21 protein-coding genes are annotated in these 21919 nt (G+C 59.6%); 9 read left to right on the forward strand and 12 right to left on the reverse strand.

Features of this window, described 5'->3' with window-relative positions; genetic code table 11:
* Positions 1–906, reverse strand: a complete 906-nt coding sequence (gene nhaR / locus SC318_RS09625; protein ID WP_320430575.1) for a transcriptional activator NhaR — start codon at positions 904–906, stop codon at positions 1–3.
* 134 nt (positions 907–1040) lie between these two features.
* Between nhaR and SC318_RS09630 the strand changes: the two genes are divergently transcribed.
* The 4 genes from SC318_RS09630 to mnmH all read left to right on the forward strand — a co-directional run bounded on the left by SC318_RS09630 (position 1041) and on the right by mnmH (position 4300).
* Complete coding sequence (locus SC318_RS09630; protein ID WP_306492436.1) at positions 1041–1292, forward strand: hypothetical protein; 252 nt, start codon at positions 1041–1043, stop codon at positions 1290–1292.
* A gap of 28 nt (positions 1293–1320) precedes the next feature.
* Positions 1321–2070: a TerC family protein gene (locus SC318_RS09635; RefSeq protein ID WP_320430577.1), complete on the forward strand. Its 750-nt coding sequence runs from the start codon at positions 1321–1323 to the stop codon at positions 2068–2070.
* A gap of 92 nt (positions 2071–2162) precedes the next feature.
* Complete coding sequence (gene selD / locus SC318_RS09640; protein ID WP_320430579.1) at positions 2163–3197, forward strand: selenide, water dikinase SelD; 1035 nt, start codon at positions 2163–2165, stop codon at positions 3195–3197.
* Positions 3197–4300, forward strand: a complete 1104-nt coding sequence (gene mnmH, locus SC318_RS09645) for a tRNA 2-selenouridine(34) synthase MnmH (RefSeq protein ID WP_320430580.1) — start codon at positions 3197–3199, stop codon at positions 4298–4300. The genes selD and mnmH overlap by 1 nt, the downstream gene beginning before the upstream one ends.
* Before the next feature lie 218 nt (positions 4301–4518).
* Here the strand turns inward: mnmH and SC318_RS09650 are convergent, their stop codons facing one another.
* The 5 genes from SC318_RS09650 to SC318_RS09670 form a co-directional block, all read right to left on the reverse strand.
* The gene (locus tag SC318_RS09650; RefSeq protein ID WP_320430581.1) at positions 4519–5040 is read right to left on the reverse strand and encodes an IS3 family transposase; all 522 of its coding nucleotides are present in this window, start codon (positions 5038–5040) and stop codon (positions 4519–4521) included.
* Positions 4962–5219 carry an IS3 family transposase gene (locus tag SC318_RS09655; protein ID WP_320430582.1) on the reverse strand — a complete coding sequence of 86 codons (258 nt, stop codon included), beginning with the start codon at positions 5217–5219 and terminating at the stop codon, positions 4962–4964. Before SC318_RS09655 ends, SC318_RS09650 begins: the two co-directional genes overlap by 79 nt.
* 242 nt (positions 5220–5461) lie before the next feature.
* Positions 5462–5668 (reverse strand): transposase, encoded by a 207-nt coding sequence (locus tag SC318_RS09660; RefSeq protein WP_320430583.1) that lies wholly within the window; start codon positions 5666–5668, stop codon positions 5462–5464.
* A gap of 179 nt (positions 5669–5847) precedes the next feature.
* Positions 5848–6903 carry a permease gene (locus tag SC318_RS09665; RefSeq protein ID WP_320430584.1) on the reverse strand — a complete coding sequence of 352 codons (1056 nt, stop codon included), beginning with the start codon at positions 6901–6903 and terminating at the stop codon, positions 5848–5850.
* Positions 6904–6960: 57 nt separating this feature from the next.
* Positions 6961–7662 (reverse strand): histidine phosphatase family protein, encoded by a 702-nt coding sequence (locus SC318_RS09670; protein ID WP_320430585.1) that lies wholly within the window; start codon positions 7660–7662, stop codon positions 6961–6963.
* A gap of 256 nt (positions 7663–7918) precedes the next feature.
* Between SC318_RS09670 and SC318_RS09675 the strand changes: the two genes are divergently transcribed.
* The 3 genes from SC318_RS09675 (at position 7919) to hemB (ending at position 10542) form a co-directional block, all read left to right on the forward strand.
* Positions 7919–8617 carry a glutathione S-transferase N-terminal domain-containing protein gene (locus SC318_RS09675; protein WP_306492440.1) on the forward strand — a complete coding sequence of 233 codons (699 nt, stop codon included), beginning with the start codon at positions 7919–7921 and terminating at the stop codon, positions 8615–8617.
* A gap of 2 nt (positions 8618–8619) precedes the next feature.
* Entirely contained in the window at positions 8620–9450 is an 831-nt protein-coding gene (locus tag SC318_RS09680) for a PhzF family protein (RefSeq protein ID WP_320430586.1), read from the forward strand.
* A gap of 117 nt (positions 9451–9567) precedes the next feature.
* Positions 9568–10542 (forward strand): porphobilinogen synthase, encoded by a 975-nt coding sequence (gene hemB, locus SC318_RS09685; protein ID WP_049709018.1) that lies wholly within the window; start codon positions 9568–9570, stop codon positions 10540–10542.
* An 83-nt stretch (positions 10543–10625) separates the two neighbouring features.
* Here hemB and SC318_RS09690 read toward each other — a convergent pair whose 3' ends face one another.
* Both SC318_RS09690 and SC318_RS09695 read right to left on the reverse strand, forming a co-directional pair.
* Positions 10626–11039, reverse strand: coding sequence for a hypothetical protein (locus tag SC318_RS09690; RefSeq protein WP_320430587.1), 414 nt, complete (start codon positions 11037–11039; stop codon positions 10626–10628).
* A 1-nt stretch (position 11040) separates the two neighbouring features.
* Positions 11041–15828: an RHS repeat-associated core domain-containing protein gene (locus tag SC318_RS09695; RefSeq protein WP_320430588.1), complete on the reverse strand. Its 4788-nt coding sequence runs from the start codon at positions 15826–15828 to the stop codon at positions 11041–11043.
* Between the two features lie 235 nt (positions 15829–16063).
* Here SC318_RS09695 and SC318_RS09700 point away from each other — a divergent pair, with 235 nt between their 5' ends.
* On the forward strand, positions 16064–17149 hold the full coding sequence (locus SC318_RS09700) for a DUF1615 domain-containing protein (RefSeq protein WP_320430589.1): 1086 nt from the start codon (positions 16064–16066) through the stop codon (positions 17147–17149).
* Positions 17150–17462: 313 nt separating this feature from the next.
* On the opposite strand, the gene SC318_RS09705 is transcribed toward SC318_RS09700, so the two are convergent.
* From SC318_RS09705 to SC318_RS09715, 3 genes are read right to left on the reverse strand one after another with little or no spacing between them, the layout of a single operon-like run.
* On the reverse strand, positions 17463–18644 hold the full coding sequence (locus SC318_RS09705) for an acetyl-CoA C-acetyltransferase (protein WP_320430590.1): 1182 nt from the start codon (positions 18642–18644) through the stop codon (positions 17463–17465).
* An 11-nt stretch (positions 18645–18655) separates the two neighbouring features.
* Positions 18656–19315 carry a CoA transferase subunit B gene (locus SC318_RS09710; protein WP_003211625.1) on the reverse strand — a complete coding sequence of 220 codons (660 nt, stop codon included), beginning with the start codon at positions 19313–19315 and terminating at the stop codon, positions 18656–18658.
* Positions 19316–19348: 33 nt separating this feature from the next.
* Entirely contained in the window at positions 19349–20047 is a 699-nt protein-coding gene (locus SC318_RS09715; RefSeq protein ID WP_320430591.1) for a CoA transferase subunit A, read from the reverse strand.
* Positions 20048–20236: 189 nt separating this feature from the next.
* On the opposite strand from SC318_RS09715, the gene SC318_RS09720 reads away from it, so the two are divergent.
* Positions 20237–21139 carry a LysR family transcriptional regulator gene (locus SC318_RS09720; protein ID WP_320430592.1) on the forward strand — a complete coding sequence of 301 codons (903 nt, stop codon included), beginning with the start codon at positions 20237–20239 and terminating at the stop codon, positions 21137–21139.
* A gap of 57 nt (positions 21140–21196) precedes the next feature.
* Here SC318_RS09720 and SC318_RS09725 read toward each other — a convergent pair whose 3' ends face one another.
* Positions 21197–21526, reverse strand: coding sequence for a hypothetical protein (locus SC318_RS09725; RefSeq protein ID WP_057725643.1), 330 nt, complete (start codon positions 21524–21526; stop codon positions 21197–21199).
* Positions 21527–21919: the final 393 nt, after the last annotated feature.

Genomic DNA, 21919 nt, shown 5'->3' on the forward strand with positions numbered 1-21919 from the left:
TCAGGTGGGCAGGGCGGTAAACAGCTCGCGTCGCGCACCTTCGGTAATCGCCACGATGCCGGGGTGCTTGACCTTGCGCTCTACCGAAATGGCATAGAACGACTCGCTCACTGCGTCGGTCTGGCCGATCAGCACCACGCCGTACTGGCGCACCACCTCGTCGGCGATCACGCTGGGGGCGATAAAGATGCCGCTGCCCGATTGCCCGAATGCCTGCATCAACGCGCTGTCGTCGAACTCGCCGATGATCCTGGGTTGAATCTGCTGATCGGCAAACCAGCGTTGCAGACGGCTGCGCACCACGGTCTCCGCGCCGGGAATCAACAGGGGTGCGCCGTGCAGGCACGCCGGAAAATCGCCGTCATGTTGCTCAGCCAACGCCTGGGTGGCGAAAAAACTGATGCCACATTCCCCCAGCTTCTGGCTGTAGCCCTTGATGTCCAGGTGCGTGGGCATCGGGCTGTCGGAAATCACCAGGTCCAGGCGCTGGATGGCGAGGTCGGCCAATAAGCGTTCGAGTTTGTCTTCACGGCAGGTGATGCGCAGCGGTTCGTTCAGCTCCATGGTAGGGGCGATCAGCCGGTACACGATGGACTTGGGCACCACATCCGCCACCCCGACGCGAAACACGATCTGCTGCTCATTGGGTTGCGCGCGCAGCACCGCTTCCAATTCGTTGCCGGTCTGGAACATCTGCTCGGCGTAGGGCAGGGCCCGGCGCCCGGCCTCGGTCAGCTCCAGTTGGCGCCCCACACGCTGAAACAGTGCAATGCCAAAGGTTTGCTCCAGCAGGCTGATCTGCCCGCTGATCGTCTGGGGCGTGAGGTTCAATTGCTCGCAGGCGCGCACGATGCTGCCGGTCTTGGCCACCACCCAGAAGTAATGCAGTTGTCGATAATTGAGCATGGCGGTCTACACTTCGTAAAAACCGAAGTATACGCGAGAAAAATACGAATTTTCCTGAACTGTTTGCCTGAATAGAATGCCTCGCTATCGCCGGGCCACTATTTGGACCCAATGGTTCTAACGAGGAATACATCATGAAACTCAATTCTGTAGGCGCGGCGGCATTGCTTGCGCTTTCATTGGTGGTGATCAGCGGGTGCGATCAGGTCGAGAAAAGTGCGCAGCAGGTACTGGGCAAAGCCACCGAATCGGCCAAGCAAGCGATTGATGACACCCAGAAAGCCGCCGAACAGGCATTGAGTGAAGCGACCCAGGGCCTGATCAATCCGCGCAAAAAGGATGATCAGGAAGAAAAAGACGCGCAATCGCATACCCAAGAAACCTAATTTCCCAGCACAACGTCAGGACTGACCTATGGATTATCTTTTACAACTGGCTGCCAGCCCCACCGCCTGGGTCGCTCTGGCGACCTTGATCGTCATGGAAATCGTGCTGGGCATCGATAACCTGATCTTCATCTCGATCCTCACCAACAAGTTGCCTGAGCAGCACCGGGCCAAGGCGCGGCGCATTGGCATCAGCATGGCGTTGGTGTTGCGCCTGGGTCTGTTGAGCACCATCGCGTTTATCGTGCAGCTGACGGCGCCGGTATTTGAAGTGTTCGGCCAGGCCTTCTCCTGGAAGGACATGATCCTGATCGCCGGTGGCCTGTTCCTGGTGTGGAAGGCCACCACCGAGATCCATCACAGCATGGACCCGGAGCCAGAAGAGAAAACCACGATTGGCAACACCGTGACCATCGGTTTTGCCGCGGCGATCGGGCAGATCCTGTTGCTTGACCTGGTGTTCTCCATCGACAGCATCATCACGGCAGTGGGCATGACCGAACACCTGCCGATCATGATCATTGCCGTGGTGACCTCGGTGATCGTGATGCTGGTGGCGGCTGAACCCTTGGCCAAGTTCATCAACGACAACCCCACCGTGGTGATGCTGGCCCTGGGCTTCCTGATCATGATCGGCATGACGCTGATCGCCGAAGGCTTCGGCGCCCACGTGCCAAAAGGCTACGTCTACGCGGCCATGGCGTTCTCGGCGGTGATCGAATGCTTGAATATCGCCCGGCGTAACCGCCACAAGCGTTTGCTCGCTGCCCGCCAGTAACCGCTGAACAAAAGGCCGGCTGTGCTCACAAGAGCCCAGCCGGCCTTTTGCTGTCTGCTAGAATCGGCCCACTTGATAGCTTGAGGTCCACCATGAACGAGCCGATTCGCCTTACCCAGTACAGCCACGGTGCGGGTTGCGGCTGCAAGATCTCGCCCCAGGTGCTGGAAGTGATCCTTGCCGGCAGCGGCGCGCAGAACCTTGACCCCAACCTGTGGGTCGGCAACGCCTCGCGCGACGATGCAGCGGTGTACGCCATCGACGACGAGCGCGGCGTGGTCTCCACCACCGATTTTTTCATGCCGATTGTCGATGACCCCTTCGACTTCGGCCGCATCGCCGCCACCAACGCCATCAGCGACATCTACGCCATGGGCGGCGACCCGTTGATGGCCATCGCCATTCTTGGCTGGCCAGTGAACGTGCTGGCGCCGGAAGTTGCCCGCGAAGTCATCCGTGGCGGCCGCTCGGTGTGCGACGCCGCCGGCATCCCGCTGGCGGGCGGGCACTCGATCGACGCGCCGGAGCCGATCTTCGGCCTGGCGGTGACCGGCATCGTGCAAAAGCGCCACATGAAGCGCAACGACACCGCCACTGCCGGCTGCAAGCTGTACCTGACCAAACCGTTGGGCATCGGCATCCTCACCACCGCCGAAAAGAAGGGCAAGTTGCGCGAGGCGGATATCGGCCTGGCCCGTGACTGGATGTGCACCCTCAACAAGCCCGGCAGCCGTTTCGGCAAATTGGCCGGGGTGACGGCGATGACCGATGTCACCGGTTTCGGCCTGCTTGGGCACCTGGTGGAAATGGCCGACGGCAGCGGCCTCACGGCCCGCATCGAATACGCAAAAGTCCCACGCCTGCCGGGGGTTGAGTACTACCTGGACCAGGGGTGCGTTCCCGGTGGCACCCTGCGCAACTTCGACAGCTACGCCAGCAAGCTCGGCCGCGTGCAGGAGCTGCACAAGCGCGTGCTGTGCGATCCGCAAACCAGTGGTGGCCTGCTGATCGCCGTCACGCCCGAAGGCGACGCCGAGTTCCATGCGCTGGCCGCTGAACTGGGCCTGGCGCTTGAGCCGATCGGCGAACTGCTGGAGCGACAGAGCAACGCGGTCGAGGTGGTTTGATGGCGACTGACATCACCGATTACCGCGATATTTTCCTCAGCGACCGGCCGATGATGGACACCCGCGCGCCGGTCGAATTCGCCAAGGGCGCGTTCCCCGGTGTGATCAACCTGCCGCTGATGACCGACGACGAACGCCAGCGCGTCGGCACCTGTTATAAGCAGCAAGGCCAGCAGGCTGCAATTGTGCTGGGCCACGAGTTGGTGTCGGGGGCGATCAAGGCCGAACGCATCGAGCGCTGGGCACGATTCGCCCAGGCCCATCCAGACGGCTACCTGTACTGCTTTCGCGGCGGGCTGCGTTCGCAGATCGTGCAGCAATGGCTGAAAACCGAAGCGGGTATCGACTACCCCCGCGTCGGCGGTGGCTACAAGGCCATGCGCACCTTTTTGCTGGACACGCTGGAACAGGCCACCGCCGAATGTGATTTCGTCCTGCTCGGCGGCATGACCGGCACCGGCAAGACCGAAGTGCTCGGCCAGTTGCGCAACGCCCTGGACCTGGAAGGCCATGCCAATCATCGCGGCTCCAGCTTCGGCAAGCGCGCCACGGCGCAACCCTCCACCATCGACTTCGAAAACCGCCTTTCGGTGGACCTGCTGAAGAAGCGCGCAGCGGGCATCGAGCAGTTCGTGGTCGAGGACGAGAGCCGCATGATCGGCAGTTGCGCGTTGCCGCTGCCGCTGCACAAAAGCATGCAGACGTTACCCATGGTGTGGCTGGAAGACAGCGTTGAAGGCCGCGTCGAACGTATCCTGCGCGATTACGTGGTCGACCTGTGCGCCGAGTTCATTGAGGTATGGGGTGAGAGTGGCCAGGCGTTGTTTGCCGAGCGCCTGACCCAAAGCCTGGCCAATATCCATAAGCGCCTGGGGGGCGAGCGCTTCCAGCGGCTGCAGGCGATTTTGCAGGAGGCGCTGGCGGAGCAGGCGCGCAGTGGCGCGGTGGAGCTGCACCGGGTGTGGATTGAAGGGTTGTTGCGTGAGTATTACGACCCGATGTATGCGTTCCAGCGTGAGAGCAAGGGCGCGCGGATCGAGTTTGCCGGCGAGCAGGGCGCGGTGGTGGCGTATTTGCGCGAGCGGGCCGCTCGGGTGGGGTGACCTCTCGGACGCCATTGAGATCACATAGCTTTACAACATCCTGGTCGCCTGTCAGGCCGCCATCGGGGGCAAGCCCCCTCCCACATTGGGCCTGCGGCGTATGGGTTCGATCATCCGGTGCTCGAACTCATGTGTCCCGGCATTAACTGAAGAAACCGGCTCAAACTGTGGGAGGGGGCTTGTTCTGGTCAAGTTTTTCCGGACACCGGTTACGGTGATCAAGCCGCCTCCTGCTCCATGGCTATTGGCGACAGGTAGTTGTTGTAGCTGTGGAGCCTGATTCGGTTGTATCGCATGAAAAAGCGGGTCATATCCTGCTTGGCTTCTTCAACTGTCGTATAGCCTTTGGTGGGCACCCACTCTGATTTGAGCGTCCCGAAGAAACGCTCTGTTGGCGCGTTGTCCCAGCACTGCCCCCTGCGGCTCATGCTTTGCGTTATTCCATGCTCCAGCAGCTCGGACTGAAAGAGCTGGCTGGTGTATTGGCAGCCTTGATCTGAATGAAACATCAAGCCTGCATGTTTGCCTCGAACCTCCACCGCCATTCTCAGCGCCCTGCTAACCAGGTTGGCGTCATTGATCAGAGAAAACGCCCAGCCAACGATTCGGCGGGCGAACAGATCAATCACCGCTGCCAAGTGATACCAACGTTTCCCAACCATCAGGCTGGTAACGTCGCCGCACCAGACCTGATTAATTGCGGTTGGCTCGAAGTTACGCTTGAGCAGGTTCTTGGCCACAAATGCTTCGACGCCTCTAGAGAGCGATACTGATGGCGGCGACGCTGTTTGCTGGCCAGATTTGCCTCCGCCATGAGCTTTGCAACTAAATACCTTCCCGCCTTGATCTGCTGGGCCTTCAGGCGCTGAGAGATCATCCGTGCGCCTGCACTTTCCCGGCTTTCGACATGCAATTGCACGACTTTTGCTCTAAGCGCGTCACGCTCGGCATTCGGTGCTGAGCGACGCTTAATCCAGTCATAAAACGCGCTGCGAGAAACGCCTAGCGCACTGCAAAGCAGGCTGGTCGGATATGAACTCGACTCCCTCAGTTCCTCGATCAGGAAAAACGATCGGGATCCGACATCAAGAGAGCCGTAGCCTTTTTTAAGATTTCAGCCTCAGTCTCCAGGCGCTTGATCTTGGCTCGTAGCTGTTGAAGCTATCGCTGTTCGTCGCTGATAGCCTTGGTACCTGCCACTGGCTGCCCTTTGTGACGTTCTTTACGAACCTGATCAACCCAGCGGCGCAGAGCCGTAGGGCCAACGTCCATCGATGCGCAGACGTCGGGAACTGAGCAGTTATCATCAAGAACCATGCTTGCAGCACGTTGCTTGAACTCGTGGGTATAGGTCTTTCGCTGTTGCATTCGGAACCTCCTGATTGGGCGAATCATATCGCCCTTAAGAGGTGTCCGGGATCATTAGGCCAATTCAGCTTGCCCCCGATGGCGGTGGGTCAGCTAAGTCCTTAATACCTGACACACTGCAATCGGGGTGGCCCCTCCCACACTAGGCCGCTGGGTGCGATGAAGCCTTCACGCAGACCCTAAAGAATCACCGCCCCGATCAACCCGCACACCACCCCCATCAACATGGTCAACCCGGCCACGGTCACCAGCACCCGCGCATCGAAGTCCTTACGCAGCATCAGCAGCGACGGCAGGCTGACGCTCGGCAGGGTCATCAACAAGGCGACCGCCGGCCCGTTGCCCATGCCCAGGGTCATCATGGTCTGTACGATCGGAATCTCCGCCGCCGTAGGAATCACGAACAGCGTGCCGACGATTGCCAGCGGTACCAGCCATACCAGGCTGTCGGCCATCGCCCCGTCCACGTGTGGGAACAGCCACACCCGTGCCGCGCCGAGGATCAGCACCGCGAGGATATACACCGGGATGGTGCTCCAGAACAGCTGCCACAAAATGCGTAACCAGCGCGCGAGGAAGGAGCCGGACTCAACGGTGCTGACTTCGGCCACCGCCTCGAGCGCCGCTTCCGGTACTTGCTCCGGACGTGCAATGCGCTGCGCCACCAACGACACACCCACCACCAGCACGATCCCGGCCACCAGCCGCAGCGCGGTAAAGCCCCAGCCCAGCACGAAGCCCATGAACACCAATGTGGCCGGGTTCAATACCGGGTTGGCGATCCAGAACGCCAGCGCCGCGCCGACCGATACCTTTTGCCGCCGCATACCTGCCGCAACGGGCGCCGCGCAGCAACTGCACATCATGCCCGGCAAGGCGAACAGCCCGCCGCGCAGGGTCGAGCCCAGGCCGGCGCGGCCAAACAGGCGCAACAGCCAGTCGCGAGGGATCAGCACCTGCAGCAGCGAACCGAGGATTACTGCCAGGACGGCGGCTTTCCAGATCGCCAGGAAATACACCTGGGCATAGGCCAGCGCCGCCGCGAGGGGCGAGCTTTGCTGGTCATTGAGAATCGAGGCGCCGATGCTGTGGTTATCGGCCGCGACGAACGCCTTGAGGTAGTAGGGCGACCATTTCACATAATAGAGGCCGATACAGGCCACCAGCAGAAACAGCGCAGGTTTGCACCAGAACGACCAGCCCCGGTTGGGCTGGGCAGAAGAAAGGTTGGACATGGAGTGATCCGCTGATGAGTCGATAGCGGGGCATCATACGCCCCTGGCGCTCAACCTTCAGGTATCTGCGCTGACCTGGGTCGGGTTTGGGCAGGTTTCCTCACCATTATTGAGCCCCTGCTTGTAGTTGCGGCTGAGCAGCGAGGCCTTGCCGTTGTGCCAGGTCAGCGTGAGCACGTACAGCGAGTCGTAGTCGTTGCCGGACCAGTCTTCGGTAATGGTGTGTTTTTCACCAACTGCTTCGCTGGCGACTTTATTGATCAGCTCCGGCAGGTAACCGTGGGACCAGGCGGTGTAGATCGTGGCGTTGTGGTATTTGTCTTCGACCAGTTCGTCGGCCAGGGCGCTGGTGTCGTTCGCCGAGAAGTTGATGTTGACTGGCAAGCCCAGCTTGATGGCGCTGGGGCTGATGGTCATCAGCGGGCGAATGTAGCTGTAGGAATTGTCCAGCTCGCCTTCCTCGACATTGCGCGTCGGGTCGGCGGCGAAGACGAAATCGGCCTTGCCGAATTTTTCCGGCAGTACGCTGGCCAGGTTCATTGCCCGGTTCAGGCCCTGGCAATTGAGTTGGCCGAGACCGCCGGCGGGTTTTTCGCCATGGCGCAGGAACACCAGGGTTTGCACGCCGTCCACCGGTTGCGCACGGCTTTCACGGGCGTCCAGTGCGGTGACAATTCCGGCCGTCACCAGCAGCAGCGGCAACATCATGTATGAATAGCGTTTGAATCGGTGCACAAGGCGCAGAGGCTTGATCTTCATTATGGGTTCGAGTCTTCGTGCGTCGGATTAAGGCAGACAGGCCCGGGCCCAGCGGCGCGGTGAGCGTCCTGAGGGTGTTCCTTGTCGATATAGCCAGGTGCCTCCATTCACCCTGTGAGCGCTTTTAAGAGTGCGCTCCGGCGTTTTGGTTCGCCCACGGCGGATTCTAACCAGGCAATGTTGCTTAATGATGACCCATGCAGGGAGGCCAGCAGATGTCTATGATGGGGTTTTTCCCGCCCAGGAATTCCCTTTGATGAACGCACTCGCCGCTTTCCCGATCAACAGCAAATGGCCCGCCCAGCACCCGGAGCGCCTGCAGCTGTATTCGTTGCCCACGCCCAACGGCGTCAAGGTCTCGATCATGCTCGAAGAGCTGGGGCTGCCTTATGAAGCGCACAAGGTCAGTTTTGACACCCAGGACCAATTGTCCCCGGAATTCCTGTCGCTGAACCCCAACAACAAAATCCCCGCGATCATCGATCCCAATGGCCCAAGCGGCCAGCCGCTGGCGTTGTTCGAGTCCGGCGCGATCCTGATTTACCTGGCGGAAAAAACCAGCCGGCTGCTCTCCGAAGACCCGGCGACCCGCTATGAAACCCTTCAGTGGTTGATGTTCCAGATGGCCGGCATCGGCCCGATGTTCGGCCAGGTGGGGTTCTTCAACAAGTTCGCGGGCAAGGCGTATGAAGACAAGCGTCCGCGTGACCGCTACGCCGCCGAGTCCCGCCGGTTGCTCCAGGTGCTGGAAAAACGCCTGCTGGGCCGTACCTGGATCATGGGGGATGACTACAGCATCGCGGACATCGCCACCTTCCCCTGGATTCGCAACCTGATCGGCTTCTACGAGTCGGGCGATCTGGTGGGCATCGCCGATTTTCCCAACGTACTGCGCGCACTGGACGGCTTTGTCGCACGCCCAGCGGTGATCCGTGGCCTGAACATTCCGAGCTGAACATGCCGACTTTCGATTTCAAGCAACTGGATGTATTCAGCAGTGTGCCGCTCAAAGGCAACCCGCTGGCGGTGGTGGTCGGCGCCGACAGCCTGACGGACCAGCAGATGGCCGATTTCGCCAAGTGGACCAACCTTAGCGAAACAACGTTTCTGCTGACGCCCCGCGACCCACGCGCCGACTATCGCGTAAGAATTTTCACGACTTTGCAGGAGCTGCCGTTTGCCGGGCATCCGACGCTGGGCAGTTGCCATGCGTGGTTGCACGCAGGTGGCGTACCGCGTGGGAAAGAGATCGTTCAGGAGTGCGAAATTGGCTTGGTGCGCATCCGGCGCGAAGGCGACGAGCTGGCGTTTATCGCGCCACCGCTGTTGCGTTCGGGGGCCGTGGAGGCGTCGCTGCTGGAACGTGTGCGCCTGGGGCTGGGCCTGGCGCCCGACGCGATTGTGCGCAGCCAATGGGTGGATAACGGTGCCGGTTGGCTGGCGGTGATGCTGGCCGATCGTCACGCCGTGCTGGAGATCAAGCCGGACTACTCGCAACTGCTCGGGTTGGCGGTCGGCGTCATTGCTCCGTGCACGGTGGACGACGCGCAGTTCGAGGTGCGCGCCTTTATCGCCGGCGACGGTGCCCAGGAAGACCCGGCCACCGGCAGCTTGAATGCCGGCCTTGCCCAATGGTTGCTCAGTGAGGGCCTGGCGCCGGAGCGCTATGTGGTCTGCCAGGGCACGGCCATGGGGCGTGCGGGGCGTATTCGTATCGAGCGCCAGGGCGATGAAATCTGGGTGGGCGGGGCCGTTGCGTTATGCATCGATGGCCGTTTGCAGCTCTAGATCAATGTAATTGTTACGCGGCCGGCAATACACTGTTGGCCCCTCGGCATTTGTGCTGCCGCAGCGTGGGGCATAAGCTTTCGCCCCAACGTTTTCAGTCAATTTTTCAGGAAAGCCATGACCAGCCAGTTCCCCCAAGCCCGCCCACGTCGCCTGCGCCGCTCCCCGGAGCTGCGTGGCTTGTTCCAGGAAAGCGAATTTACCCTCAACGACCTGGTGCTGCCGATCTTCGTCGAAGAAGAAATCGATGACTTCGTGCCGATCACCAGCATGCCGGGCGTGTTGCGTATCCCCGAGAAAAAACTGGCCGGCGAGATCGAGCGTTATGCCCGTGCCGGCATCAAGTCGGTGATGACCTTTGGCGTGTCCCACCACCTGGACGCCAATGGCAGCGACACCTGGAAGGAACGCGGCCTGGTCTCGCGCATGTCGTCGATCATCAAGGACGCCGTGCCGGAAATGATCGTGATGTCCGACACCTGCTTTTGCGAATACACCGATCACGGCCACTGCGGTGTCATGCATGGCGCCCACGTCGACAATGACGCAACCCTGGTCAACCTGGGTAAACAAGCCGTGGCCGCCGCCCGCGCCGGCGCCGACGTGATCGCCCCCTCGGCGGCGATGGACGGCCAGGTCCAGGCCATCCGCCGCGCCCTCGACGACGCGGGCTTCACCCACATCCCGATCATGGCCTACTCCACCAAATTTGCCTCGGCGCTCTACGGTCCGTTCCGCGAAGCTGGCGGCAGCGCCCTCAAGGGCGACCGCAAAAGCTATCAAATGAACCCGATGAACCGCCGCGAAGCCGTACGCGAATCGCTGCTCGACGAGCAGGAAGGCGCCGATGCGCTGATGGTCAAACCGGCCGGCGCCTACCTCGACATCATCCGCGACATCCGCGAAGCCTCCCGCCTGCCCGTGGCGGCGTATCAGGTAAGTGGTGAGTACGCGATGATCAAATTCGGTGCCCAGGCGGGTGCTATCGATGAAGACCGCGTCGTGCGCGAGACCTTGGGCTCGATCAAACGGGCGGGGGCGGATTTGATATTTACGTACTTTGCGATGGATTTGGCGTTGGCGGGGATTTAAGGGCGCTGTTTATCCCTGTGATGAGCGGGCGTGCTTGTCACAGGGATAAGAGGGTGATCATTCATATTCAGTTTGAACGGTGCTCAATTAAATTTTTCGTAATCTTCCGCACCTAGTGATATTAACCATTTTTTGAAGAAATCAATTTGATCCTGCGGGTTGTTAGTTAGGTCGTTTTCCTCATAGTCGAATAAATGAACTATGTTGTCGTTGGTCGCTTGTTGGCCCAAAGTCATTTCGTACGCGACAAGTCCAGCGCTCATCTGAGAGGCCATTCTTGAAGGTTTAACGTTTATTTTTGCTCCCTTGCATAGAAAAGTTATCTGCGGGAAATCTGCTCGAATGTTTGCGAAGCAAACATATAGGTCTTTTCCTTCATAAATCTTTCCAAAATTTTCAGCTTCTGAAAACGTCATGGTGAGTTTTGTTGGATCATATTTGACGGTGACTTGTTTGTGTTCGTTATTGATTATTGCTTTTATATTTTTTGTTTTCATTTTATTTCCTGTTAGGGTTTGGTATGGAATATCCGACATATGTTCCATCAGCTTTTACTGGCGTGGCGCCTAGTATATCTTCCGTATAAATTCTGTGATGGATAGCAAACTCTTGCTCTCTAGGGTAAGGCGCCTGCTTTCCTAGTTCAGTATTTATATCATGGCCCTCAATGCTTTTAAGCGTGTATAAATAGCCTTTTTTTTCTCCATAGCTGGTCGCAAAGGTGATTCCGACTGCTCGAGATGGCGATGTACTTATGAAATTGCTTGGGGGGTCATCGCTGTCAATCGCGTGCAAGTATAAATCTTCGCTGCTGCCTTTGCTTCTAAAGCCATTTTTGAATACCTCATTTGGAGGAACTTTGTCTCCACGAAAAAGATATCCTTCATCATGGCTCGGCGATGGAGGGCTGGGTTCTACTTTTTTACTTGGTACTAATGCTAAAGGATCTTTAACGCCTACGGATGGGTTACATTCTTCCTTGCCGGGACATCTACTCAGTCCAAGCGGATCAATCCAACCTGTAGGGTTGGGTACGTATTGGTAAGCGTTGATTCCACCCGCCAGCTTCACCGGATCAGGCGTCAGGTAACGACCAATATCCGGATTGTAGTAACGATGGCGGTTGTAGTGCAGGCCGCTTTCCTGGTCGAAATACTGGCCCTGGAAACGCAGCGGGTTGTCGATTTTGCCTACGTCGAGCCGGCTGATTTCGCCGTAGGCGCGGTAGTGGGCGGACCAGACGATGTCGCCTTCAGGTGTAGTGAGTTCCTGCGGCGTGCCGAGGTGATCGAGTTGGTAGTGATAGGGCTTGGTTTTTTCTGGCCCGAACCCCTCAAGCAAGACCAGCGGGCGGAAGCTGTCCGGTTCGTAGAGGTAGCTGCGATGACGATCCGCATGATGCTCAGCAACGACTTTGTCGCCTTGCCAGAAAAACTCCGTCGTGATGCCGTCGACGGTTTTGCTGATACGCCGCCCAAACGGATCATAGCGATAACTGGCCGTTTGCCCGTTGGGTTTCGTGACGCCGATCAGCCGGTGCTGGCAGTCATAGCGATACTCGGTAACGAGTGAGTGACCCTTGCCTCGCCGCTCACGGATGAGGTTGCCAAAGGCGTCATACTCATAATGATGATCCCCCTGAATCACCAGGCGATTGCCCGCAACGATGTCCGGCCCCGGCCGGTTTTGCATGAGCAGATTGCCCGCCGGGTTGTGGCCGAAACGCTCCTGTACGTCTTGCGAGTGATTGGCGCGGGTCAGGCGCTGGAGCGGGTCGTAGTGGTAAAGGTGTTCGCCTTTGCGGGTGTCGTGCAGGCGGGTGAGGTTGCCGGCTTTGTCGTAGTCGTAGTGGCGTTGGTAGAGGTGGTTTTCCAGTTGGGTGATGGCGTGGGCGTGCAGGCGGTTTTGGTCGTCGTGGTGGTAGTGGCTGAGCAGTTGGCCTTGTTGGCGCTGGTGTTCGCGGCCGGCCTTGAAGAGGTGTGAGGTCAGTAACGCACCGTTCAGTTCGACGGTGGCGAGGTGGCCGCCTTTGTCGTGGTTGAAGGTGAGGCGGTTGTTGTCGGGCAGGCGTAAATGTTGAAGCTGGCCGCAGGCGTCGTAGCCGTAGCGCAAGGTGCCCCAGCCCTGGTGTTCGGCGGTGAGGCGGTTTTGTTTGTCGTATTCGTAGGCCAGGAACCAGTGACCGTCGTCGACGCTGAGGAGGTTGCCTTGGCGGTCGTAGGCATAGTCGACAATACTGCCGTCGGGCAGGGTTTTTCGTACGAGGCGACCGGCGTGGTCGCGCTGGTATTGGGTGACTAGCTGACGGCCGTCGTCGCCGCGTTCGGTCTTTTCCAGCAGGTTCCCGTTGAGGTCGTAGGCGTAGGCGGTGCGTTGGCCGTCGAAACCGGTTTCCTGCTGGATCAGGCCGTTGGGGTGGTAGTCGAGCTGGTAGGTTTCGCCGACTTCGTTTTCGATGGCGGTCAGCAGCAGGCGGGCGTTGTCGTAGCGGTACTTGACCTGGGTGCCGTCGGCATTGATGCGACGGCTGATCAGGTGCAGGCCGTCGGCGTATTCGTAGCGCGTGACGTGGCCGAGTTCGTCGCGTTCGGCGATGATTTTTCCGTAGGGGTTGTAGCTGAATTCCCGTGCTGCACCGTCCGGCAGCACCAGGCGAGTTAACCGACCTACGCCGTCCCATTGATACTGGGTCAGCGCGCCCTGTTCATCCTCTCGGGCAATCTGCCGGCCCAGGTCGTCATAGCGATAGCGCTTGGTCCCGCCATTGGGCAGCTGTTCTTCAACGAGCTGTCCGCGCTCATTCCACACCAGCCGATGGCAGCTGTTATCGGGGTACCAAACGCCGGTGAGTTGCCCCTGCTTGTCGTAGCTGTAGTCGGTCGCATGGCCATCCGGATCGATCTGGCGAATGACATCGCCCTGGTCATTACGCTCGTATGTCCAGACCGCCTCACCCCGGCGCACCACCCGTACGAAGCCGTCGTCATGCTCGTAGGACGTTGGCTCGTCATCCCCCGGAAACAGCGCCACCAGGCGTCCGGCGTCGTCGTACTGATACGCCGTCACCGCGCCCAGCGGGTCTTGCTCGACGGTCAGGCGGCCTTTGTCATCGTAGGATTTGAAGTGCCGGGCGCCGTCCGGGTCGATGCGCTGTACCAGTCGCGCTCGGTCGTCATGGACATAAACCTCTTGGCTGCCATCGGCGTTGTACACGGTGACGCGGCCGTCGTCGCCCCAGGCATAGCGCGTGTCCATCTGCGAGAAACTGGCCCAGTGCCGGACACAGCGTGCGGCCTTGCCGGCACGTTCCCATTCCCAGAAGAAACTCGCGCCACCGGCCAGTTGCCGCTCGAGAATGACGTGTTGCTCGTCGTACCGATAAACCTCGCGTTCACCGACAGCGTTGGTCGCCGACACCAGTCGTCCAGCGTCGTCATAGGCGTAGGAAACGACGTTCTGCTCGGTCACCCAAACAAAGGGTTCATGCCCCTTGGCGCGATGAACCTGGTAGTCCACCGCCACAATGCGATCCAGTTCGTAGCGCAACAGCAAAGAGCGGCCCACGCCGTTATCCAGCCGCTCAATCCGCCCCAACCGATCCCGGAAAATGCGCAATCGGTTGTCATACGCATCGCTGATCGCCGTCAGCACACCGTCGCAAAAGTGGTAGAACCGCGACCCCTGAGCCAGCACCAGTTCATCCGGCAACGATCCCAGGTAAATCGCCGCTTCCGCCAGGCTGTTGGTGATCGCCGGCCGAGCCACCGTCGGCAAGGGCAGGGTGGTCGAGCGGTTTTCGTGGTCGGTCCACACCACCGAATCGCCCGACACCACCAGCCGCTGGGCCAGCGCATGGCTCCAGCCAAACCCCAACCCGCAATCCACTTCCACCGCACTGGTGCGATACAGCCGCGTCCACTCGAACGGCAAAACTCCATCCAGCGCGCCATCGGTGAGGGTCAGCAGTTCTTCGCCGGTGACCATCGACACCGGGCAACCGTGGGTGACGGTTTTGTCCGCAGAAGCAGCAGCGTCCCCGGCCGGATTTTTCGCGGAAGCAGGCACATCATCCACCGCCTCCTGGCGAACCAACGCCGTGCGCTGGGTCTTGCTGCGCACCGCCGACACCGGGTTTGAAACCAGCGTGTTGTCCACCTTCAATGGCCCAACCGGCACCCCCTTGATCGGTATTGCCGCGCTGCTCAGCAACACCGGCTTGAGCGCTTCGCTGTGCCCCTCCAGGCGAGCTGCGCCGAACTGCGCGGCTATCTGCTCCAGCCACCTGCGCACCCGGCGCGACTTGATGCCGGCCAACACCTTGGTGCTGATGCGCACCACAAGACCCATGCCCGCCGTCGCCAGTCCCAGTAACAGCGTGATGACGACCTCGGCGCCAATTTCCCCGAGCATTTCGTTCATGTACGGCGGCGGCAGCATGCGCATCCAGCTGACCAGCGCCGCCAGGTAAACGAACAGCAAAGGCTCATCACTGAGCACCAGCAAACCCTTGGCAAGGGTCTCGGCACTTAGCGCGAGTAATTTTTCGAGTTCGTCCTGGGAAAGGTAATGCAGCAGCTTTTCAGCGTTGGCCAGCGGGTCCGACAACCACTGGAGTAACTGCTTGATGTTGTCCCAAACCGAATAAAGAACATTGCCAAAGCCTTGGGCATATGCGCGGTGCAGCGAGAGGTAGCGCTTGAGAAAATTCGCTTCGGAGTAACCCTCCCAAAGTGGTTCGAAGGTGGTGGCCCATTCACTGCGCAGCCAGCTTTCCAGTGGCGTGATGACCGACTGATAAGAGGCGTACAGCGCCTTGAAATGCTCGGTGGAAACATCGGGGTAGAAACTGACCCGATACTGCTGGTGGCGATCACACTCGGTCACTTCGAGGATGCCGCTTGGGCCGATGGTTTTATGGATAGGCTCGCCCAGCGGGCCACCGTCTGGATCGATGCGCTGCAACACCACCGGCGTATTGCCGATCGGCACGAAACGCGAACTCTGAAAGCTATGCACCAGGGTCAACGTGCCATTGGCCTGGCAGGTAGCGACGGTGCTGCTGGGAAAGATCGAGCGGTTGATTGGCGCAACCAGCGCCACCTCATCCCCGACCTTGAACACCTGCTCCACATCCAGTGCCGAAAAGCTGAAAAAGCGCTGTGCCCAGTTGTCGTAGTGGTTGAGGCATCCGCGGAAATCGCTGAGCACGGATTCGACGTCCCGCGTCTTCGCATCCATCGCGGCCAGCACCAGAAAGCCAATGGCCTGGCTGGTTGCCTCGATCATGGGCGAGCCCCAACGATCCGGGCTCTCACTGGAAAAACCATCTGCAATCCCTCGCACTGTGTGATCAGGGGAGGGACTTTGCAGCGGTTTTCAGGGCAGGGAAGTAGAGCTTATCCGGCGTTTACGTGGGAAGTTTCGGCCAGAGCCATACTCAGTTCGGCATAGCCACGAACCCCGGTTAGACTTGCCTGTCGATATCCTCACTGCCCGGCCCGCCGTCAATCAAGGAAGCCTCATGTATTCAAGCCGCCTGATCCTCTGCCTCGCTACCTTGCTGGTGCTGGCGGGTTGCTCCACCTCACGCGGTCCGCAACTACCCGAGCGCAGCGAGGCCGAGGTGAAGGCGCAGATCGTGCGGCTGCTACCGGCCACGCTCGCGGACCGTGCCGGTTGGGCCCAGGACATCTACACCGCGTTCGACGCCCAGAAGATCTACCCCAGCACCGAAAATATCTGCGCCGTGCTGGCGGTGACCGAGCAAGAGTCCACCTATCAGGTCGACCCGGCGGTGCCTGGCATGGGCAAGATCGCCCAGGATGAAATTCTGCGGCGGGCCGGGAAGGTGCATGTACCGGCGTTTGTCGTGCGCAGCGCGTTGCAATTGCGCTCACCCAGCGGCAAAACCTACGCCGAGCGTTTGAATGCGGCACGCACGGAGAAGGACCTGAGCGGTATCTTTGACGACTTCATCAGCGTGGTGCCTCTGGGCAACACGCTGTTTGGCGGCTTCAACCCGGTGCACACCGCTGGCCCGATGCAGGTCAGCATCGAGTTTGCGCAGAAACAGGCGCGGGGTTATCCCTACACGGTGGACGGTACGATTCGCCGCGAAGTATTTACCCGTCGTGGCGGCATGTACTTCGGCATCGCGCATTTGCTGGGCTACCCGGTCAGCTATGACCAGCCGCTGTATCGCTTCGCCGATTTCAACGCCGGTTGGTACGCCAGCCGCAATGCCGCCTTCCAGGCTGCGGTCAGCCGTGCCTCGGGCACCGACTTGGCGCTGGATGGGGATTTGATTCGCTATGGTTCGTTGCTGCCGGGCACCACAGAACTGGCGGTGCGTTCATTGGGGGCGAAACTGGACATGCGTAACCCCAGCATTCGCAGCCAACTGGAGCAGGGCGAGCGGTTGGATTTCGAGGACACCACGCTGTACAAACGCGTATTCGCCTTGGCCGAAGAAGCCGCCGGCAAGCCGCTGCCTCGGGCGGTCCTGCCGGGCATTGTGCTTAAAAGCCCGAAGATCACCCGCAACCTGACCACGGCCTGGTTTGCCAAACGCGTGGATGAGCGGTATCAGCGTTGTATGAAACGTTGATCTCACGTGGGCTTGCCCCGATGCCAGTCAGTTAAGGCTTTTTGTAGGAGCGAGCTTGCTCGCGAAAAACTCAGGGCTTTCCGCGTTTATTCAGAATGACCGCGTTGCCTGGACGTTTTTCGCGAGCAAGCTCGCTCCTACAGTGGACCCCATTCGACCGGTTTACCTCCAAATCAATGTCGGATTACGGCCAGCGGGCCTTAACGGACACCTATGCCAGCTCGCAATTTTTGACCGGGTGCTTACCGGGGGATCGACAAAAGAAAAGGCCCGATTTTCGTGGAACCGAGCCTTTTCCCTGTTGCTCTTTGAATCAGTTGCGTTCGAGGGCCAGCGCCACGCCCTGGCCGCCACCGATGCACAGCGTTGCCAAACCCTTCTTGGCGTCGCGCTTGATCATTTCATGCAGCAGGGTCACCAACACACGGCAGCCTGAAGCACCAATCGGGTGGCCGATGGCGATAGCGCCGCCGTTGACGTTGACCTTGTCCGCGTCCCATTCCAGCTCTTTGCCCACCGCCAGGGATTGCGCGGCGAAGGCTTCGTTGGCTTCGATCAGGTCCAGGTCAGCCAATTGCCAGCCAGCTTTGTCCAGGCAGCGGCGGGTGGCCGACACCGGGCCGATGCCCATGATTGCCGGGTCGACCCCAGCGTTGGCGTAGCTGGCAATACGCGCCAGTACCGGTAGGCCGAGGGCCTTGGCTTTGGCGGCGCTCATCAGCAGCACCGCGGCGGCGCCGTCGTTGAGGCTGGAGGCGTTGCCTGCGGTGACGCTGCCGTCTTTTTTGAAGGCGGGCTTGAGCTTGGCCAGGGATTCGGCGGTGGTACCGGCACGTGGCTGTTCGTCCACCGCAAAGGCCACCGGGTCGCCCTTGCGCTGGGGAATCAGGATGGGCGTGATTTCATCGGCAAAACGCCCGGCTTCGATGGCGGCGGCGGCTTTTTGCTGGGAGGCGGCGGCAAAGGCGTCCTGCGCCTCGCGGCTGATGCCGTACTTGTCCACGAGGTTCTCGGCGGTGATACCCATGTGGTAGTCATTGAAGGCATCCCACAGGCCATCGGTGATCATGCTGTCGATCATCTTGGCGTGGCCCATGCGCAAACCGGTGCGCGCAGCAGGCAACACGTACGGCGCGAGGCTCATGTTCTCCATGCCGCCGGCGATGATGACGTCGGCGTCGCCGCAACGGATCGCCTGCGCGCCCAGGTGCAGGGCCTTGAGGCCCGAGCCGCAGACCTTGTTCAGGGTCAGGCTCGGCACGGCGTGAGGCAGGCCGGCGAGAATCGAGGCCTGACGTGCCGGGTTCTGGCCGCTGCCGGCGGTGAGCACCTGGCCGAGGATCACTTCATCCACTTCGGCCGGGTTCAGGCCGGTCTGTTCCAGCAGGCGGCGAATCACCGCAGCGCCCAGTTCAGGGGCTGGGATAGCCGCCAGCGAACCCTGAAAGCTGCCCACGGCGGTGCGGGTGGCAGCAACAATCACGACGTCTTGCATGGAATCTGTGCTCACTGGAAATGCATTTCTGGAACGTGGTCCGGGACGATCAGTTTACCGGCGGTCTTGCTCACAATCTCTTCAACGCTGACGCCAGGTGCGCGTTCCTTGAGGACAAAAGCGCCATTTTCGATTTCCAGGTAGGCCAGGTCCGTCAGCACACGCTTGATACAGTTGGCGCCGGTCAGCGGCAGGCTGCACTGGCTGAGCAGCTTCGACTCACCGTCCTTGGACGCATGGGTCATGATCACGATGATGTTTTCCGCTCCGGCCACCAGGTCCATCGCGCCGCCCATGCCCTTGACCAGCTTGCCGGGGATCATCCACGAGGCGATGTTGCCTTGCACGTCCACTTCGAACGCGCCGAGTACGGTGAGGTCCACGTGGCCGCCGCGAATCATTGCGAAGGACTCGGCGGAGGAGAAAATCGAGGCGCCGATGCGTGCGGTGACGGTTTGCTTGCCGGCGTTGATCATGTCGGCATCAATGGTTTCTTCTGTCGGAAACGGTCCCATGCCAAGCAGGCCGTTTTCCGATTGCAGCATCACTTCCATGCCTTCGGGAATATAGTTGGCCACCAGGGTTGGAATGCCGATGCCGAGGTTGACGTAGAAACCGTCCTGCATTTCGCGGGCGACGCGTTGAGCCATTTGTTCGCGGGTAAGAGCCATTTTATGAGTCCTTATTGTTCGGGCTGGGGCGGATTATTTGCGGACGGTGCGCTGTTCGATGCGCTTCTCGAAGGTGCCGCAGATGATCCGGTCGACGTAGATGCCAGGGGTATGGATCTGCGCGGGGTCCAGCTCGCCCGGTTCGACGATTTCCTCGACTTCGACCACGGTGATCTTGCCGGCGGTGGCGGCCAGCGGGTTGAAGTTCTGGGCGGTGTGGCGATAAATGACGTTGCCGAAGTGGTCGGCTTTCCAGCCTTTGACGATCGCGAAATCACCGGTGATGGACTCTTCCATCAGGTAGGGACGGCCTTTGAATTCGCGGGTTTCCTTGCCTTCGGCGACAGGGGTGCCGACGCCCGTGGCGGTGAAGAAGGCCGGAATGCCGGCACCGCCTGCGCGCATTTTTTCCGCCAGGGTGCCCTGGGGGGTGAGCACCACTTCGATTTCGCCGCTGAGCAGTTGCTTCTCGAACAGGGCGTTTTCACCCACGTAGGAGGCGATCACTTTGCTGATCTGTTTTTCTTCCAGCAGGATGCCCAGGCCAAAACCGTCGACGCCGCAGTTGTTGGAGACTACGGTGAGGCCGCGGGTGCCTTTGCGCTTGATCTCGGCGATGAGGTTTTCCGGGATGCCGCACAGGCCAAAACCACCGGAGAGCACGGTCATGCCGTCTTCCAGGCCTGCCAGCGCCTCTTCATAGGACGCCACGCGCTTATCGAAACCTGCCATATGCACCTCTTTTATTGTGAGTGGGCCAGCCAATGGACCGAGTGTTGCGCTGACGGATTGATTTGTTAAGTTGTTTTTTTAGGTTGATTGGTTTGAAAAACAGCATAATCAGCTACAAGCGGCAAGCTACAAGCAGTGTCAGCGGCCGCTTTCACTTGCAGCTTTCAACTTGCAGCTCGGAGCTACCTTATGACCGTTAAACAGATGCGTGCCTTTCTGGCGGTGGCTCAGAGCCTGAGTTTTGCCGCTGCCTGCGAGCGTCTGCACCTGTCCCAATCGGCGCTGAGCCTGACGATCAAAGGCCTTGAAGAAGGGTTGGGAGGGCGCCTGTTCAGTCGCAATACACGCAATGTGGCCCTCACGCCTGAGGGTGAATCGCTGTTGCCGCTCGCACGCCGGTTGATTGCCGATTGGGACAACGCCGAAGACGAACTGCGTCAACGCTTCACCCTGCAGCGCGGGCGTGTGACGGTGGCGGCGATGCCGTCATTTGCCGGTAACCTGCTGCCGCCCATTCTGAAGATCTTCCGCGCGCGCTATCCCCAGGTGAACGTGACGGTGCATGACTTGATCAACGAGCAGGTACTGGAGATGGTGCGCGACCGCCAAGTAGAGCTGGGTGTCGCGTTCGAGCCGTCCGACGGTTCGTCACTGGCCTTCACGCCGCTGTACCTGGACCGGTTTATCGCAGTGGTGCCGGCAGATTCGCCTTTGGCGCAATGGCCTCAGATCGACTGGAAAAACCTGTTGGAACAGCCTTTCATTACCTTGCAGCGGCCATCGACGGTGCGGGTAATGCTTGAGGAACACCTGGGCGCCTTGCAGATGAAACTGCCGGTGGCGTTGGAAAGCCATCAATTGGCCACGGTGGGCAAGATGGTTGCCAGCGGCTTGGGCGTCAGCGCTGTGCCCGCACTGTGTGCACGGCAAATGGAGGAGGCGGGCGCCCGTTGCATCACCTTGACCGGCCCTGTGATCGAGCGGCCGATTGGCGTGCTGACTAAACCAGGCCACGAACTATCGGCGGCGGCGCAGGTGTTGTTCGATATCTTCCGGGATGAGGCGGGGAAGGGACGGTTTCCGACGTTCTGAAGTGCGAAACAAAAGTGGGAGCTGGCACGCCAGCTCCCACATTAGTTTAAATGCCTGTTAGTAGTAACGGTCGATCACTTTAACTTGCGAGCTGTCTTTGAAAGATGCCCAGGCATTGTTAAGTGTGTCGAATACCTGCTCGATAAAGTTGCGATCGGCTGCCGCTTTCTTGCCGACATAACCCTGACCACGACGGTACATCTTCAGGCGCGCCGCCAGTTCACGGTGATTACGGTCGAACTCGGCTTCTTCGGTGTGGGGCGCCAGGCAGTCAAGTTGAACTTCGCCCGATTTGCCAATCCACAGGATATGGTCGTCGAGTGTGTCTTTCTGCGCTGCGAACATCTCAGCCAATTCATCGATAGTTGGTTGGTTGTTCAGATTCATGTGTAAGCCCCTTGACCAGTTGGCGATCTATCAGTTGGTTCGTTAAAACTTGCTTAGTTGTCTCCGGTTACGAAAACCGGGCGTCAGTAACGGTCTGCCGAATACGGGCAGGGTCTTGAACCTGATGCATGTAGTCTTGCTGATGAACCGCTACGCAACGCTTTCGTAACGAAGACAAGCAGCGATTGAGCTCCTTGTACCGACCCCCTTCGGGACCTGTCAGCTTCATCAATCTGCCTTGTGGGCAGTGCACATCCGGAAAAACAGCTCGGCGGTCAGACGAGCTTGTTCAAAACGCGTGTTACCAACACTCCCGATCCGGGAGACGTCTCGATAATGCAAGGACAAAAAGGTTACGTCAACGATTATGTAGTGATTATTTTCAGGCACTAC

This window comes from Pseudomonas sp. MUP55 (genome assembly GCF_034043515.1).
Taxonomy (GTDB): domain Bacteria; phylum Pseudomonadota; class Gammaproteobacteria; order Pseudomonadales; family Pseudomonadaceae; genus Aquipseudomonas.